This is a genomic window from Acidiphilium sp. AL, from assembly GCF_025499445.1.
GTDB classification, from domain to species: domain Bacteria; phylum Pseudomonadota; class Alphaproteobacteria; order Acetobacterales; family Acetobacteraceae; genus Acidiphilium; species Acidiphilium iwatense.
In genome coordinates, this window is the sequence record NZ_JAIMBZ010000001.1 from 52,810 (window position 1) to 69,885 (window position 17,076).

At 69.3% G+C, this 17,076-nt stretch carries 8 protein-coding genes; 3 read left to right on the top strand and 5 right to left on the bottom strand.

The window, feature by feature from the left end:
• Positions 1-35 precede the first annotated feature (35 nt).
• Entirely contained in the window at positions 36-2,000 is a 1,965-nt protein-coding gene (locus AiwAL_RS00230; protein ID WP_262311879.1) for a protein-disulfide reductase DsbD, read from the bottom strand.
• Positions 2,001-2,046: 46 nt separating this feature from the next.
• On the opposite strand from AiwAL_RS00230, the gene hrpB reads away from it, so the two are divergent.
• A complete protein-coding gene (gene hrpB, locus AiwAL_RS00235) occupies positions 2,047-4,479 on the top strand; it encodes an ATP-dependent helicase HrpB (protein ID WP_235705749.1) in 2,433 nt (810 codons plus the stop codon).
• Positions 4,480-4,488: 9 nt separating this feature from the next.
• Here hrpB and AiwAL_RS00240 read toward each other — a convergent pair whose 3' ends face one another.
• Positions 4,489-5,241, bottom strand: coding sequence for a hypothetical protein (locus AiwAL_RS00240; protein ID WP_235705750.1), 753 nt, complete (start codon positions 5,239-5,241; stop codon positions 4,489-4,491).
• A 162-nt stretch (positions 5,242-5,403) separates the two neighbouring features.
• Here AiwAL_RS00240 and AiwAL_RS00245 point away from each other — a divergent pair, with 162 nt between their 5' ends.
• Both AiwAL_RS00245 and AiwAL_RS00250 read left to right on the top strand, forming a co-directional pair.
• Entirely contained in the window at positions 5,404-6,006 is a 603-nt protein-coding gene (locus AiwAL_RS00245) for an OmpA family protein (protein WP_235705751.1), read from the top strand.
• Positions 6,007-6,033: 27 nt separating this feature from the next.
• Positions 6,034-6,990, top strand: coding sequence for a hypothetical protein (locus tag AiwAL_RS00250; protein ID WP_235705752.1), 957 nt, complete (start codon positions 6,034-6,036; stop codon positions 6,988-6,990).
• Here the strand turns inward: AiwAL_RS00250 and AiwAL_RS00255 are convergent.
• The 3 genes from AiwAL_RS00255 to AiwAL_RS00265 are packed head-to-tail and all read right to left on the bottom strand — an operon-like array spanning position 6,980 to position 17,071.
• Entirely contained in the window at positions 6,980-8,767 is a 1,788-nt protein-coding gene (locus AiwAL_RS00255; RefSeq protein WP_235705753.1) for a serine/threonine-protein kinase, read from the bottom strand. The two genes, AiwAL_RS00250 and AiwAL_RS00255, sit on opposite strands and share 11 nt — an antisense overlap.
• A gap of 1 nt (position 8,768) precedes the next feature.
• Positions 8,769-11,864: a CHAT domain-containing protein gene (locus AiwAL_RS00260; protein WP_262311880.1), complete on the bottom strand. Its 3,096-nt coding sequence runs from the start codon at positions 11,862-11,864 to the stop codon at positions 8,769-8,771.
• A 2-nt stretch (positions 11,865-11,866) separates the two neighbouring features.
• Positions 11,867-17,071 carry an S-layer family protein gene (locus tag AiwAL_RS00265; protein WP_262311881.1) on the bottom strand — a complete coding sequence of 1,735 codons (5,205 nt, stop codon included), beginning with the start codon at positions 17,069-17,071 and terminating at the stop codon, positions 11,867-11,869.
• Positions 17,072-17,076 lie beyond the last annotated feature (5 nt).

Consider the following 17,076-nt stretch of genomic DNA (forward strand, 5'->3'; position numbering starts at 1 on the left):
GGTGCCATCATGAGGCTGGCGGACCTAGGTGTCCATCACTTGATGGCGCGGCGGACGATCGAGGGCGTGAGGATTTGCGGCAGGATCACCGGCTTGCCGCGATCCGGCGGGTAGAACACGTAGAGCGGCACGCCGTCCCGCCCATGGGCGGCGAGATAGCGCGTGATCGCGGGAGCGCGCCGGGTCCAGTCGCCGACCATCAGCGTGACGTGGCGGGCGGCGAAATCGCGCTGGATCGCGGCCGGTTCCAGCGCGATACGGTCGTTCACCTGGCAGGTGATACACCAGGCGGCGGTGATGTCGACGAACACGGGCTTGCCGGCAGCGCGGAGTGAAGCGAGCTTGCCGGGCGAATAGGGGATGGAATGTGGCAGGGTCGTCCGCGCCGCCGCATCGGCCGGGACGATGCGCGGCAGGAGGGCGGCTGCCGCGATCACCGAAACCACGGCGAGCCCGCGCGCGAGCAGGAAGCGGAACCGCAGCAGCCAGAGCGCGAAGCCGATCAGCACCGCGCCGGCGGCGACGATCAGCGCGCCGTCCGCCCCGGCCTCGGTGGTCATCACCCAGAGCAGCCAGGAGGCGGTGGCGAACATCGGGAAGGCCATGAACTGGCGGAGCACGATCATCCAGGCGCCTGGGCGGGGCAGGATGCGCGCGAGCGCGGGTGCCAGGGCCAGAGCAAGGAAGGGCAGCGCGATGCCGAGGCCGAGGGCGCCGAAGATGCCCAGGGCGAGGACGATCGGCGCGGCGAGGGCGGCGGCGACCGCACCGCCCATGAACGGCGCGGTGCAGGGGGTCGCGACCAGGACCGCGAGCACGCCGGTGGCGAAGCTGCCGGTGGTGCGGTTCCGCATCGCGATGCCGGGGATTTCGTACAGGCCGGCGAAGTTCAGGCCGATCGCGACGACGATCCAGGCCATCACCGCGATGAAGGCGGGCGACTGGAACTGGAAGCCCCAGCCGAGTGCTGCACCTCCGGCGCGCAGCACGATCAGGACGATGCCGAGGGCGAGCATCGCCGCCACCGAGCCCGCCGTGTAGCCCAGCGCCTCGCGCCGGGCGGCGCGCTTGTCGTCATGGCCGAATCTCGCGACGGCGAGCGCCTTCATCGCCAGGATCGGAAACACGCAGGGCATCAGGTTGAGAATGAGGCCGCCGAGCAGCGCCGCGCCGATCCAGACGATCCAGGGTGTCGGCATGGTTGAGGGCGCGACGCCCGGTGTCGCGGCGATGGTCAGGGCCTGGACCTGCCCGGTGGGGTCGGTGATTTCCAGGATGCCGGCGAGGACGCGCATCGGTTTCGAGCCGGCCGGTTTCAGGTCGAGCACGAAGCCATTGCGGATGAAATGCAAAGGCTGCGGCGCGGCGTTGACGATCGCGTCCGGGCTGGCGGGGAAGACATGCGCGGTCTTCACGGCGGTTCGGGTCAGGCCGGCGCCGGTAACGGTCAGATCGCCGCCGGGCGCGATGGCCGCCGCGAAGGGCGACGGGCGCGGCATGGCCGCGCGGGCTTTGGCGAACAGGCCGGCCTCGCGCGACGGCCCGGCGCCGCCTTGCAGGCTCAGATTGAACCGGCCCTGTTCGGGCACGCAGATTTTCGGGTTGCAGACCAGCCAGCGCGCTTTCGCCGCGATGGCGGTGGCGCCGGATGGCAGAGTCGCGGTGAACGGGAGAAGCACCGTGCCGGTTTCGACGTAGTCGCCGACGCTGCCGGCGACCAGCCAATGCGGCGGCGGATAGGCGAAGGGGCCGGCTTTGGCGCCCGCCGGGGCGGTGAGTTCAAGGGCGGGGGGTTCGCCGGCATCGCCCGGATCGGACCAGTAGATGTGCCAATCGGGCTTGAGCCGGAACAGCAGGCCGAGGTGGAGTTTTGTGCCGGTTGCCGATTTCGTGGCGGAGATCAGCGAGACGGTGTCGCGCGCGCTGGTCACCCGGTTGCTCTCGGCGGCGCGGGCGAACGCGGGGACAAGCAGCAGGGCGAGAAGCAGCCAGCGCATCATCGGCCGATTATCGCATGTCGGGCCGATCGGTGCTAACCGCCCGGCGATGGATGCGCTGCCGGTCGCCGAAATGTTACCCGCGCTGAACCGGGCGCTCGCGGCAAAGCCGAACGCGGTGCTGATCGCGCCGCCCGGCGCGGGCAAGACGACCCTTGTGCCGCAGGCGCTGCTCGCGGCGGACTGGGTGCGCGGCGGCAGGATCATCATGCTGGAGCCGCGCCGGCTGGCGGCACGGGCGGCGGCGGAGCGGATCGCGAGTTTGATCGGCGAGGCACCGGGCGGACTGATCGGCTACCGAACCAGGCTGGAGCAGGCGGTCGGGCCGCGCACGCGGGTGGAAATCATCACCGAAGGCTTGTTGACGCGGCGGCTGCTGAGCGATCCGGGGCTGGACGGTGTGACCTGCGTGATTTTCGACGAAATCCACGAACGCAGCCTGGAGGCTGACCTCGCGCTCGCCTTGACGCTCGATCTGCAGCGCGGGTTGCGGCCGGAATTGCGGCTGCTCGCGATGTCGGCGACCGCCGATGGCGCGCGGTTGGCGGATTTACTCGATGCCACGGTGATCGAGAGCGCGGGGCGGGCGCATAAGGTGGCGGTGGAGCACGCCGCGCGGGATATCGCCGATCCGCGCGACCTGCCGGAGGCGCTGGCGCGGGCGGTGCGGGCGGCTTTGGCGGCGCATCGCGGCGATATCCTGGCGTTTCTGCCCGGTGTCGGGGAAATTCGGCGGGCCGAAGTGGCGCTTGCCGGCGTCGCGGCCGAGGTGGTGGCGCTGTTCGGCGATCTGCCGCCGGCCGAGCAGGCGCGTGTGCTCGCGCCGTCCGCCGCGCGGCGGGTGATCCTGGCGACCAGCATCGCCGAAACCTCGCTTACCGTGCCGGGCGTGCGCGTGGTGGTGGATGGCGGGTTTCGCCGCGCGCCGCAATTCGATGCCGGGTGGGCGCTGACACGGCTGGTCACACGGCGGATCAGCAAGGCGGCGGCAACCCAGCGCGCCGGGCGGGCCGGGCGCGAGGCGCCGGGGGTCGCGATCCGCTTGTGGACCGAGGCGCTGCATCGCGGACTGCCGGAATTCGACCGGCCGGAAATCATCGACGCCGAATTGTCGTCCCTGGTGCTGTCCTGTGCGGCATGGGGCGAGCGGAGCGAGGATTTGCGGTTTGCCGATCCGCCGCCACCGGGCGCTTTGGCGTCGGCGCGAGCGCTGCTGCGAAGCCTGGGCGCGCTCGACGGCGATGGGCGGATGACCGGACGCGGCCGGCGCATGGCGGAACTGGGGACCGCGCCGCGCCTTGCCGCGATGATGCTGGCGGCGGAGGCTGCGCCGGAACAGGCACTTGCCGCCGATCTCGCGGCGCTGCTGGAAGAACGCGACCCGCTGCGCGACGCCGGGACCGCCGAGATTTCGCTGCGGCTGGAGGCGATCGCCGGGCGCAATGGAGGTGATCGCGGCACCATCGCGCGAATCCGGCAGGCGGCGGCGCAATATCGCGCGCGGCTCGGGCTGCGGCGCGATGCGCCAGCCCACGGCGATGCGGCATTGCTGATCGCCGCCGGGTTTCCCGACCGGATCGCGTCGCGGCGCGGCGAGCCGGGCAGTTTTCGCCTTGCCGAGGGTGGCGGAGCGAAGCTCGATCTCGCCGATCCGCTGGCGAAGGCGCCGATGCTGGCGGTGGCGTCGCTCGGGGGGCGCGGCGCGCCGAAAATCGGCCTCGCGGCGGTGCTCGATCCCGAGAGTCTGACCACAAGGCTCGCCGACCGGATCGTGACGACGCGGGATGTGGCGCTGGATGGCGCGTCCGGCACGGTTCTGCTGCGCGAACGGCGACGCTTGGGGTCGCTGGTTCTGGCCGATCGCAGTTTTCCGGCATCGCCCGATGAAATCGCCTCGGCGTTGCGCGACGCGGTGATCGCCAAGCCCGAGCGGCTGGGCTGGAGCGAGCCGGTGCGGCAGTTGCAGGCGCGGGTCGGCTGGATGCGGAGCATCGAGCCGGAAGACTGGCCGGATTTTTCCGATGCGGCGCTTCATGCCACGCTGGATGACTGGTTCGTGCCGTATCTCGCCGGGTTGTCGCGGCTGAAGCAGGCCGAGGCGCTCGACCTCGCGGCGATATTGCGCGATGCGTTGGGACATGAGCGGTCGCGGCGGCTGGACTCCGCTGTCCCGGAGCATATCGCCGCGCCAGGGGGACGTGTCGCGATCGATTACACCGCGCCGGCGCCGGTGGCCTCGGCGCGGGCGCAGGCGTTCTACGGATTGGATGAAACGCCGGGTCTGGCCGGCGGGAAACTGGCGTTGCGGATCGCGCTGCTGTCGCCGGCCGGGCGGCCGATCGCGGTGACCGGCGATCTGGCGGGGTTCTGGCGCGGCGGCTGGGCGGATGCGCGGCGCGACATGCGCGGGCGCTATCCGAAACATGACTGGCCCGAAGAGCCCTGGCGCGCGCCGGCACGGCCGGCACGGCCAAGGCGGTGAGTTAAGCCGTTACTTCGAGGTCGAACCGGCCGGAGTCGAAGCGGGCGGCGGCGGCGCCATGCCGGGGCCGTGCATCGGCTCCATCATCATGTGCCGCATCATCATCCGCCGCATCATCGGACCGTGCGGATGGCGCCAGCCATGCGGCGGATGCGGCGGGGCGATCCGGGTCAGATCCTTGAAGTCGGGGCCGATCTGCCGGACCAGGATCATTTTGCCCAACGCATTCGCGGTGCCGAAGCCGACGGCGGCGATGCTCGTGCCCGGCTTCAGCATGGCCGCGACCGGCGGCTTGGCGAGATCGGGCGGCGGCATGTGCAGCGCGGTGCCGTCATCGAGCAGAACGCCGTTCTTGCGGCCGTCCGGGCCGTAGAGATATTGCGCGATTTTGCCCTGCGCCATCATGCGCCTGACGACACCGAGCTTGCCGTTATCGGTGACGGTGCGGTTGGTCGCGTTATCGGTGATCGAAACTCCCTGCACCACTTTCTCGCCGGCGACTTTCAACCCGTGGATCGTCACCTTGTCGCCCAGCTTCGCCGCATAGGCGATCTGGGTCGAGAGATAGGGTGGGAAGACCGCATCGGTGCCGTCCGACAGGATCACCCCGTCGATCGAACCGCGCGGTGTGATGGTGAAATGCTCGAGCGTGCCGGAATAACTCGGCAGCGCCGAGACTTTGGTACCTGCGGCGTTCACGGCGCCGGCGCCGAGCAAGGTGGCGGCAGTGCAGGCGAGGAGCAGAAATTTCGTCCGTGTCATCATAGTCTCCAATCGGTCAGTCCGGCCCGATGGTATGGCCGGATCGCGCGTGCCAAAGCGTAACCGATTGAAAGGGAGTGTTGTGGCTTCGGGGCGCCGGTGCTGGAAATCCCGTTCCTTTGGCGTTATAGACGCGCAACCAGCCTTTAGAAGGAGCGGATCATGCGTCTCACCGGAATCGCCGCGATCGTCGCTGCCGGCGCAGCGTTCATACCATCTGCCCGGGCGCAGTCTTCCGGCCCGTCCGCCCAGCAGATCATCCAGGCGCTGAAGCCGACGGGCTCGGTCTCGGCGACCACGCGCGGCATCGTGCCGCTGGCGCCGGGCTCAACCCCGCCGGCGCCGGCCACCCAGGCGAAGCCGACCGCGATGCATATGGGCGGCGCCAAGGCCGCTTCGGCCACGCAAGGCGGCATGCCGTCGATCAACCTGAATATCGACTTCGCGCTGGGCTCGGCGCAGCTCACGCCGCGGGCCAGGACCGAACTCGACCGGCTCGGCCGCGCGCTGACCGACCAGTCGCTCGCCGCCTATCACTTCAAGCTGGTCGGTCATACCGACACGACCGGCAGTGCCGCGACCAATCTTGCTCTGTCCAATGCGCGGGCCAAGGCGGTGGCGGATTATCTGCGGACCAAGTTCGACATCGCGCCGGCGCGGCTTGCCGCCTATGGCGTGGGCGAGAAGGATCTGCTGGTGCCGACCGGCCCGAATACGCCGAGTCGCGCCAATCGCCGGGTCCAGGTGATCAACGCCGGCACGTGACGCAACGGCGGCGCCGGAAGCAGCATCGTGGCGCCGCCACCCCATTCTGGCCATCGCGCCTCGGGAAATCTCGATGATACGATCAGGCTCGCGCCGCGGCGGCGGGGGCCTCGCAATATCGTCATTTTATGTGCCGCTGTCGCGATCGTCCTGATCGCCGGATTTGGGCTATGGCTCGGGCTGCGCCCCGCGCCGTTTCCGCTGGCGGGCGAAGCGCGAATTTTCAGCCATGTGACCAGGCGGTTCACCGTGTTCCGCTTCCGCGACGATCCACTGGTTCTGGTGGTGGATTGCCCCGGCCTGCACGCCCAGGGGCTGATGTTCGACCGGCTGGCGGCGCTGATCGAGAAGGCGGCCGCGCCGCGCGACCAGGTGCTCACCACAGCGGAATTCGCGGCAACCCTCGCCGCCGCCCATGCCAGCGTGGGCACTTATTATTACGGCGACGACTATCCCGCCGCCGCGATGCGGCGCTTTTTTCGCCTCGCGCGCGCCGAGGGCGTGGCGTTGAACCCGCAGGAGCGCCGGTTGCAGGCGATTTTGCGCCGCTCCGGATTCCTGAAACCGGGCGCGAATGGCGCGGTGATCTCGATTCCGCAGGCGGGGGCGGGGCATCGGGTCACGCCGCTCGTCCGCGCGGTGATCCTGCGCCATGAACTCTCCCACGGTGCGTATTTCACCCTGCCCCGCTACCGGGCGTTCGTGCATCGCTTCTGGAACGACGTGATGACCGCGAAGGAGCGTGCCGCGTTCCGGGGATTTTTGACCAGGCAGGGCTACGATCCGCGCGAGCGCGAACTGATTATCAACGAGACCCAGGCCTATCTGGTGTTCACCCGCGACCGGGAGTTTTTCCGCCCGAGCGCGGTCGGGCTGCCGCGCGCGACGGTGGATGCGCTGCGGGCGCGCTTCATCGCCGCCATGCCGGATTTCTGGCTCAAGCCGCTGGCGACCGCGCCTTTGCCGTCGGCGCCTACTTCCTGACCGTATCGAGCAGGATGGCGGCGGTCGAGATGTCGGCGCCCTGTGATTTCAGGCCGGACAGGGCGGTCTTGAGTGCGGGCAGGAAGGTCGTGATGTCCGAGGACGGGGATTTCGGCAGGATGTCGATCGGGGCCGAACTGGCGATCGCGAGGATCATGTCCTCGCCATAGGGTGCGCCGACCGCCCATTGCGGGCCGGGCTTCCGGCCGAGTTCCAGGGTTCCGCCGGCCTGATGGAGCGATGCCGGCATCTGCGCGCTGGGATAGAGGCGATAGATCGAGCCGCTGCTGGAGACGTAATCGACCTCGACATAGGCGGGCCAGGACGGCAGGCCGAGTTCGACCACGATATGCTGACCCTTGGCGAGCTTCGTCACGTTGCCGACGAGATGAAGATCGAGGCGCTGGTCCGGGTTCGCGAAGACCGGCGCGAAGGGCCGGATCGCGCCGATCAGGCCGCAATACGGGCCGTCGAAGCCGCGATAGAGGAGTCCGACCTGGATCGGCGGGTGGCTCAGCGCGGCTCGCAGTGCCGGCACGGCGGAGACGCCGACCAGCCCGTGCAGGTCGGCGCGCGTCGCGGTCGTCGTGCCGTGCAGCAGCGTGCAGGGAACCGGGGCGATGGCGGCGGCGATGGATGACCGTATCGCCGCGAGATCGGCTGGCTTGGGTGCCGGGGTGGGCGGTGCGGCAGCAGCTTTTGGCTGCGGCTGCGTGGCCGGTGCGGCTTGCGGCGGCGCGGCTTGCTTCTGGGGTTTGGGTTTGCCGCCAAGCAGCAGAAAACCGCCACCGGCGGCGAGCAGCAGGACGATCGCCGCGGCGGCGGCGATGATCGGCGTTCTGCTCTTCGGCCGTTCCAGCGCGGTAGCCGGCTGTATCGCGGGCGCCGAGGCGGCCGCGGGACGGGGTGCGGGTCGGGCCGTCGGCGCGATCATCGTCGCGTCGCCATCCGCCGGTGCGTCGCTCGTGTGCAGCGCGGCGGCAAAATCGCGCGCGGACGCGAACCGATCCTCCGGGCGCTTGGTCATCGCGCGGCGGACCACCGCATCGAGCGCCGGCGTGACCGAGACCGACAGCGCGGAGGCCGCCGGCGGTTCGGTGTTCAGCACCTTGTGCATGATCCCGGTGACCGAGCCTTCGAACGGTTTTTCCCCGGTCAGCAACTGATAGAGCAGCACGCCGGCGGAATAGATGTCGGTGCGGGCGTCGATGGTCTGGCCCATGAACTGCTCGGGCGACATGTAGGACGGCGTGCCGATCATGGTGCCGGCCTGGGTCAGGCTGCTGCTCTCGATCCGGGCGACGCCGAAATCGGCGAGCTTCACCCGGCCGTCCCTGGTGATCATCACATTGGCCGGCTTGATGTCGCGATGGATCACGCCATGGTCGTGGCTGTAGGCGAGGCCGGCGAGCAGTGCCTCCATCATGCGCAGCGCATCCGCCACGGCGAAGCGCTCGCCCCGGTCGAGCAGGGATTTCAGCGTGTCGCCCTCGACGAATTCCATCACGATATAGGCGAGGGTTTCGGTCTCGCCGTAATCGTAGACGCCGACGATGTTCGGATGGGTCAGCCGCCCGGCGGCCTGGGCCTCGCGCTTGAAGCGCAGCAGATCCTCGGCCGCTTCGGGGTCGTCGGCGCGGTCGAGGCTGACGGTCTTGATGGCGACGCGCCGGGCGATGATCGGATCGAAGCCTTCATAGACGGTGCCCATCGCGCCGCGCCCGATGGCGCGGACGATGTCGTATTTTCCGAGCGTGGTGAAATCGGTCGCGGCCATGTCAGAACGTCCGCTTCGCGGCACCGACAGGGTGGTACGTGGCGACGCTTGCTGCCTGCTCGCCACCGTCGCCGATCACTACGAACGGCGCCCAGTAGAATGGATTGGCGAGCTTGGCCGAGACTCCGCCGGTGCCGGCACCGTCGATCAGGGCGAGCTGGGCGCTGCGCAGACTGGACGCGGCGCCGCCGTCGCTCCCCGAGGCGATATGCTGCAGCGTGGTCGCGACCAGATAGGAGCTGACCTGATCATTCACCGCCCACTGCGTCACCATCAGGCCGCGCGCCCCGGCGAAGAAGAAGGCGCGGGCGAGGCCCGACAGCGCCTCGCCGCCGGCGCGGCCGTTGCTGCCGCCGGTATTGCAGGCCGAGAGGATGACCAGATTGGCGTCGAGATGCAGGTTGGTGATGTCGGACGTGGTCAGCATCGCCCGGTTCGCCGATCTGGCGCCCGGCGGCGGCGAGGTGACGATCGCGGGTTCGCGCGCGCAGGGCAGTTCGGAGGGCAGCAGCGCGTGGGTAGCGAAATGCAGGATGCGGAACTGCTTGAGGTCGGCGCGTTCGATATCCGGCACGGTGAAGGCTGCGCCGAGCAACTGGTCCGAGGCCGGGGCATGAAACACCGCGCGCGCGGCGGCGAGTTCGAGCTTGGCATAAGGCAGCGACGGCAGGCCGGCGAACAACCGGGCGCTGTTCGCGCAGGCCGGGCCGCTGAAACTCGCCGCGGCCTCGGCTTCGGTCACGTGGTCGAAATCGCCGAAGCCGAACCAGGGCTGGCTCGCCTGCGAGGTGCCTTGAATCCGGCGCAGCGAGACGAAATTCGCCGCCGCCGGCACGTAAACCAGGCTCATCCGGCGGATCAGCCAGGGTGTCGCCCTGAGATCGCCCGCCTGGGCCGGGCCGGCCGGCAGCAGCGCGAACGGCAGCGACAGCAGCGGGCCGGAGGGCGCGATCACCATGGCGGTGGTGTGGATCAGCGCGGATTTGAACGGTGCAACGGTCGCCTGATAGATCGCCGCCGCATCCGTCATCGCGAAAGGCGGCAGGCCGGATTGGGTGGGCTTGAGGCTGCGGCGCACCGCCTCGACCAGCCTGGTCATTTTCGCATCGCCGGTGCCGGAGCGCGCCACCATCATTTTGCCGTTCTGCAACAGGAACAGCCAGGCATGGTGCGACGCGAGCATGATGTCGAGAAATGCCTCGTGCGGGTGCAACTGGGCGAGGACACTCCTGGCCGGCACCGATTCCTGCACCAACTGGCCGAAATTCGGCGCCGCGGCTTCCACCGCCTCGTCGGCCTGCGACAGGGTCCGGCTCGCGGCAGCGATCCGCGCGTCGAGTGCTGCGAGCGTCGGTTTCGAATTGCCGTGGCCATGGGCGAGATCGTCGCGCGCGCGATAGAGCCGGGCGAGTTCCACCACCGCGTCCTGATGCGCGCGGATCGCGGCGGCGACGGCTGGGCTTTTCGAATTGGCGGCCAGCCGGGCGGCGGTTTCGGCGATTTCCTGGCTGGTCGTGCTGCCCTGGGCGAGTTCGGCCATGCCGAACATCTCGGCGTAGAGCGCCTGGGCGTCGTTCGGCGTGTGTGTGGCTTGGGTATCGAGCGCTTCGAGGCAGGGGGCGATCAGCCGCGCCGAGGTGCCGAGACGCAGCCGGCGCAGCAGGGACACGCCCTGGCGGCAGGCCTGGATCGACTGCGCGGTTTCGCCGGAACGGGCCAGCACGGCACCTTGGAGCAGCGAGGTATCGGCGACCGGACGCGAGCCCGGCAGCGCCTGCGCGAAATCGCGCGAGGCGGCGGCGAGACGGCTCGCGGCGGCGCCGTTTTGGCCGGTGGCGGTGTCGATCGTCGCGGCGGTGCGGTCGAGCCGCGCCTGGAGGATCGGCGGGGTGATGCCGTTGGCGACGGCGATCATCGAGGAGCGGCGGATCGTCGCGGCGGCTTGCTTCGGGTGGCCCAGGGAAGCCTGCACCACGCCCTGGTAGCGCAGCGTCTCGATCACGCCGAGCAGAGCCTGCTGGCTGACCGGGCTGAGCAGCGTGGTCTGCGCGGTGAGGATCTGGGCGGTACCGCCGCCGGCCGACAGGGCGAAGCCGGTGCTTCTGGTCGCGACCAGGGCGTGCGGCGTGATCAGCGATGCCGGCAGCAACGCCGCGTAGCCGCGTTCGGCACCGGCGAGCAGCGCCTGTGCCTGCCGGTCATGCCCCTGATTCAAGGCATCGAGCCCGCGATAGTGGAGCAGGCGCGGGGTGGCGGTGGCATCGGCCGATTTCGGCGCCAGGGCCTTGGCCTGGGCGAACAGGGTGTCGGCCTGGCGGTAGCGCCCCTCGTCTGAAAGGTTGAGCGCCAGATCCATCATCGGAGCAACCGTGTTCGGATCGGCGGGGCCGAGCGCCTTCTGCTGCAGCGCGAGCGCCGCGCGATAGGCGGTGACCGCTGCCGGGTAGTCCTCGGCCTGGTTGGCGTTGTTGCCGACCCGCATCAGCGCCTCGTATTGGCCGATATCGCCGGAGGTGAAGGCGGAGGCGGCGAGACGGTCGGCGAGCAGCCGGTCCGAAATCGCGACGGAGGCGTTACGCGCGGCTTTCGGGGCGACCACCCGGCTCGCGATGCCGATTGCCCGCTGCATCACCGGAAAGGCCGGTTGCACGCCGTCGGCCAGCCAGGCGCGGCCGCCGATCAGGGCGGCGATGGCGACATGCGGCCAGCCGCCGATCCGCTGGGTGCAGAGCAGGATCTGCGCGGGGTAGCGGCCGAGGATTGTGGCCGGCTTCGGTGCGGCACAGGCGTAGCGCTGTTCGAGACCGGCGCGCCAGGAGCCGGTTTCGGCGAGCTGCGCGAGGCCGGTGGGATCGGTCGCGGATCCGGCGACGACCCGCGCGCTCGGGTGATGCCAGGTTCCGCAATAGACCAGCGCGCCGTGCGCCGTGCGGGTGACGGTGCAGGCTTCGCCGCTGCTGCTGCGGCCGATTGCGTATTGCCGGCCGGTGATGGATGTCGCGGCCGAATTCGTCACATAGGCGGTCGGCGGCGGCTGTGCGCAGCCGGCGAGCACCATGAGCCCGAACATGCAGGCCAGAGTGATGAGGCGGCGCATGGTCAGTAGTCCTTGGCGGCAATGCCCGGTAGCAGGACATTGCGGTCGAGCCGTCGCCGGCGCGTCGGGTTGAGGTCGAAACTCTGGAGCGGGCTGGCCTGCGGCAGGGTCGCGACCGGCAGCACGGTGCAGTTGACCGAGCCGATGATGCAGCTATTGAACCGGTAATTACTCTGCGGGATGGGTACCACGGCTGCGTTATGCGCGGCGGTGGTGCCGGCCAGATTGCCGAGCGTGCCGGTGAAGTTGACCGCTCCCGCGGCACCACCGGAAACCAGCAGGAATTTCAGGTTCAGATGGCCGTTTGCCTTGCCGGCGCCGAGATCGAGGACCATGGTGGTGTTGGGTGCGTTCAGGCTGGCGAATGTCGCGCTGCCATCCGGCTGGAGGATGACGAACACCGTATTGGGCTGCCCGGCCAGGCCCTGGGCCGCGGCGGCCGGGCCGGTATCGATGACGAAGGTGCCGGTCTGAATCAGTTGCTGGGTCGTCCCTTCGGTCACGGCGAGCACGGAATCGATGCCGGACCTTGGCGTCGCCCCGACCTGGGTGCCGGGCGGCGGGGCCGTACCGCCGATGAACAATCCACCGCCCGCCGCACCGTCGAGCAGCATCTGCGCGGTCGCGGTGATCGAGACGGCGCGCGCGGAGACCGGGCCGGCGATGGTCAGAGCGGTGCCATCCTGCAAGGTGAACAGATGGCCGGTATCGGTGAAGCCGCCGAGCGTTCCGATGGCGTTATCGCCGGTCAATGCGATGTCGCCGCCGATCGCGCCCGCGCTTTGCAGCATCAGGGCATCGATCGCTCCGCTCTCGTCGATCGGCCCGGCGCCGCCGAGAGCGAGAGTGCCCGGCGTTGCGATGGTTCCCGGTATGGTCATGCCCGGCGCGGTCAGGGTGATGTCCGGCGCGTTCACCGAACCGGAGACCGTGAGCGGCGTGGCGTCCGCGAGGTCGAAAACGCCGTTGGTGACGATGAAATTGCCGAGTGTGGCGATCCGGTTGGTGCCGGTGAGCGCGACCGCGCCGCCGATGGCCTTCAGGCCGAGCAGGGTTGCGGCGTCGATCCTGCCGGTTTCGGTGATGGCGCCGGTGCTGCCGAGAGCGATGGTTCCGGCGACCGCGATGGTTCCCGGTATCTCGATCTTGGGAGACGTGATCGCGGCATTTTGCGCGGTGAACGGACCGGCGATGGCGAGCGCGGTGGCGTCATCGATGATGGCGTTTTGTGCATCCGAGAAGCTGCCGATTGCGGCGATGTTGTTGGTGCCGGTGAGGGCGACCGCGCCGCCGATGGTGCCGAAGCTGGCCAGCGTGCCGGCGGTGATGGCTCCGGTCTCGGTGATCGCGCCGGTATCGCCGAACGCGATTGTGCCGGGCACGGTGAGGGAACCGGCGATCAGCAGCGGTGTGGCGTCGTTGAAGATGGCGTTGCCGGTTGCGGTGAAATTGCCGAGCGTGGCGATGGCGTTGGCGCCGGTGAGAGACACGGCGGCGGAGGCCGCGCCGATCAGGGTTCCGGCCGAGAGGCCGGCGGTTTCGGAAATTCCCGCCGTGCTTTCGAGATCGAGCGTTTGAGCTGCCGACAGGCTGGCGTCGATGGCGATGCCCGCGCCGTGCAGCACGATGTCCAGGATCGGGAAATCGACCGCGCCGAGCACATCGAGCGAACCGGACAGGCTGTCGCCGATGATCAGGGTGGCTGCCGTGGGTGCGATGGCGGAAAGCAGGGCGGTTGGCAGATCGAATGCGCCGGACGATGAACCGCCGACCGCGATCGCCTTTCCGGCGGTCAACGGTGCCAGGCCGACCGTGCCGTCCGGTGCGATGATCGTGCCGGCGTTCGCAAGTGAAATCGCATCGGCGGTCAGGTCGATCGCGACGCCAGATGCAACCGACAACGTGCCGCCCAAAGTGAGCGGCGCGCTGTCGGCAAGCCGGATGCCGCCGCCTGCGATAAGGCCGGTGACCGTGCCGATCGCGTTCAGGGAATTGGTCAGGCTGGCAGCACCCGAAAAGCTGCCGGAAAGATCGGTCGCGGCGATCGCGCCGGATCCGCCGAACGACGTGCCGCTCAGCGAGAGCGTGACCGCCTGGAGATCGGCGCTGTTGGCGATCCCGCCCAGGGCCACGATGTCGAGCGTGCCGGCAAAGGACGGCAATGATCCTTCGATGGCGATCGGGCCGGCGGTATAGGTGGTGGCGCCGATGATCATCCGGCCCAGGATGAAATCGGTTTCGCCCGACGCCGCGAGGGCCGTGGCGAAGCTGGGTGCGATGGCGAGTTCGCCCGCCGCGCTGCCGCCGAAATCGATCGGGGTGGAGGGGGTGAACGGTGCTAGGGCGATCGTGCCGGAGGGCGCGGTAAAGCTTGCCCCTGAGTCGATCATTCGATCGGCGATCAGGTCGATCGCGCCACCGGTGCCGACGGAAAGCGCCGAGGACAGGGTGAGTGCCTGCGCGTCGATCAAGGCGATCGACGCCGCGCCGAGCGCGCCGGCGACATTGAGGTCGGTGCCGTCCTGAAGGAGCAGATTGCCGGTCGCGGTGAAGGCGCCGAGCGTGCCTATGGCATTGCCGGTGCTGCCGAACAGCGCGTTGCCGGCGATCGTGCCGTCGCTGGTTAAAGTGCCTGCGGAGATCGTGCCGGTTCCGGTTTCGGTGATGCCCGCCGCGCTGCTCAAGGCGAGCAAACCGGCAATCGAAGCCGCGCCGCCGAAATTGAGGCCATCGCCGATCAAGGTTGCCGATGCGGCGCCGAGCGATCCGGTGATGGCGAGCGGCGTTCCCGGATCGTTCAGGGTGAAATTACCGGAGGCATTGAAAGTGCCGAGCGTGGCGATCGCGTTGCCCGCGTCGCCGAGCAGCACATCGCCGCCGGTGATCGTGCCGCTGTCGCTGGTCAGGGTGCCGGCGGCGATCGCGCCGGCGGTCTGGGTGATGCCGCCGGTGCTGGCGAGGGCCAGAATGCCGGCGACCGAGACCGGCGCGCCAAAGACCAGGCCGTCGCCGATCAGGGTTGCCGATGCGGCGCCGAGCGATCCGGCGATGGCGAGCGGCGTGCCGGTATCGTCCAGCGCGATATTCCCGGAGGCGTTGAAGGCGCCGAGCGTGTCGATCGTGTTGGCGGTGCCGTTGAGCAGGGCATCGCCACCGGTGATCGTGCCACCGTCGCTAGTCAGGGTGCCGGCGGTGATCGCGCCGGCACTGGTCTGGGTGATGCCGCCGGTGCTCGCGAGCGCGAGCGTGTTGGCGACCGAGACCGGTGCGGTGAAATTCAGGCCGGCGCCGATCAGGGTTGCCGACGCGGCATCGAGCGATCCGCCGATGGTGAGCAGGGTACCGGAATCGTTCAGGGTGAAATCGCCCGAGGTGTCGAAGGCGCCGAGCGTGTCGATCGTATTCACGTTGCCGAGCAGCGCATCGCCGCCGATCGACCCGCCGTCCGTGGTCAAGGTGGGTGCGACGATGACGCCGCCGGCCGCCTCGCTGACCGTACTACCCGCGAGCAGCGCGAGTTGCGTGCCGGCCTGGATCTGGGCGCCGATCGCGATCGTGCCGGTCGCGTCGATCTCCAGCGAACCGCCGATATTCATCGAGGCGGTGATCGAAATATCGCCGCCGGAATCGAGGGTCACCGCACTGGCATTGCTCATCGCCACGGCGGATTGCACCGATATCAGCCTGGAGGCATCGAGAATGATCGTGCCGGACAGCGCATCGAGGATCGCGGGATCGATATAGGACGTGCCAGTGTTGGTCAGGCCGATCGTGGTGGTGGTGACGCCGCCGCTGACCGACGAGGTGCTGCCCGCCGCGGCGCCGCTATGGCCGGGTTCGACGAACAGGGTTGCCGGATCGAGCAGGATTTCGCCCGAGGCGCCATGCGGCGAAATCACCGTTTCGGTGCCGGAGAGCGAGACGACCCCGTCGCTCGAGGTTTCGATCGTGCCGCCGCGCAGGCCGCCGTCGCCCTTGGCGGACAGGGCGCCGTCCTGTGTCGTCTGATTCGCCGACAGTACGGTGATGCGGCCGCCGGTGCCCGATCGCGTCGCGTCGGCGGCGATCGTCGCACCCTTGGCGATGGTGACGGTGGCCGCTTTCGGGGCGGATGTGTCGGTGGGACCGGCGATGGCGCGCGCGGCATCGGTGCCCAATGCGACTACCCCGCCGCCCGAATCGCCCGAAGCGTCGATCCGCGCGGTGCTCGCGATGCTGACATTGCCGGTGGCGTCGATGCCGATGGTGCCACCCTGGCTGCCGACCTGGGTGCCGCGCGCGAGCAGATTGCCCGCGACCTGGAGATCGCCGCCGATACCCTGGATGGTGATGCCGCCGCTGGACCGGCCCACGCTGTCGGCCTGGACCACGCCGCGCACGTCGAGCAATTGCTGGATCAGCCCGTCGACCGCGCGGGCGGTGAGGGTGACGGTGCCGCCATCGGCGATGATGGTGCCGGTATTAGTCACCAGGGCATCGACCGTGCGGCCGCCGAGATCGATCTTACGCACCGCGCGCGTCACGTCGATCGAGACCAGCCCGTCGCCGGAAATATCGAGGGTGAAGGCCGAGGCGCCGGCCAGGACCACATGGCCGAGCCGCGCGGTGATGACGCCGCGATTGACCACCTGCGGGGCGACGAAGGCGGCGAGCCCGGCCTGTTTCATGGTGATCCGGCCGTCATTGACGATGCGCGCGCCGGGATGGGGCGGGGAGTCGAAATCGAGCTTGCCGGCCATGAAATTCTTGGCCGAAATGCCCGACGTGCTGACCACCAGGCTTTCCGCGTTCACCTGCGAGCCGCGGGTGAACACCACGCCGGACTGGTTCATCAGCACGATCTGGCCGTTGGCGTCGATCCGGCCGGCGATGACCGATGGATCTTCGGAGACCACGCGGTTCAGCGCGATCGCCTGGGCGCTCGGCTGGTTGAAGGTGACGCGGGCGTTCGAGCCGACATTGAAGCTCTGCCAGTCGAGCGCGGCGCGCTGGCTCGACTGGGTGATGGTGGTCGCCCCCGGCGCCTGCGCGATGCTGGCCTGCCCGCCGACCACCTGGCCGCCTTGCGGGGTGGCGTTCGGCGCGGGCATCGGCGGCTGTGCGCGGCCGGAAGGTGCGACGAACAAAGCGGCGGTGAGCGCGGTGGAGGCAAGCAGCAGCCGGCGGCTGCCGGTCGAATGCCGCCGCTCCCGCCGATCCCGTGTCATGTTGC

Excerpts from the sequence above, each read along its gene's own strand:
- AiwAL_RS00255 (WP_235705753.1), bottom strand. The coding sequence starts at position 8,767 with ATGGCCGCGACCGATTTCACCACGCTCGGAAAATACGACATCGTCCGC.
- AiwAL_RS00260 (WP_262311880.1), bottom strand. The coding sequence starts at position 11,864 with ATGCGCCGCCTCATCACTCTGGCCTGCATGTTCGGGCTCATGGTGCTC.
- AiwAL_RS00230 (WP_262311879.1), bottom strand. The coding sequence starts at position 2,000 with ATGATGCGCTGGCTGCTTCTCGCCCTGCTGCTTGTCCCCGCGTTCGCC.
- hrpB (WP_235705749.1), top strand. The coding sequence starts at position 2,047 with ATGGATGCGCTGCCGGTCGCCGAAATGTTACCCGCGCTGAACCGGGCG.
- AiwAL_RS00240 (WP_235705750.1), bottom strand. The coding sequence starts at position 5,241 with ATGACACGGACGAAATTTCTGCTCCTCGCCTGCACTGCCGCCACCTTG.
- AiwAL_RS00245 (WP_235705751.1), top strand. The coding sequence starts at position 5,404 with ATGCGTCTCACCGGAATCGCCGCGATCGTCGCTGCCGGCGCAGCGTTC.
- AiwAL_RS00265 (WP_262311881.1), bottom strand. The coding sequence starts at position 17,071 with ATGACACGGGATCGGCGGGAGCGGCGGCATTCGACCGGCAGCCGCCGG.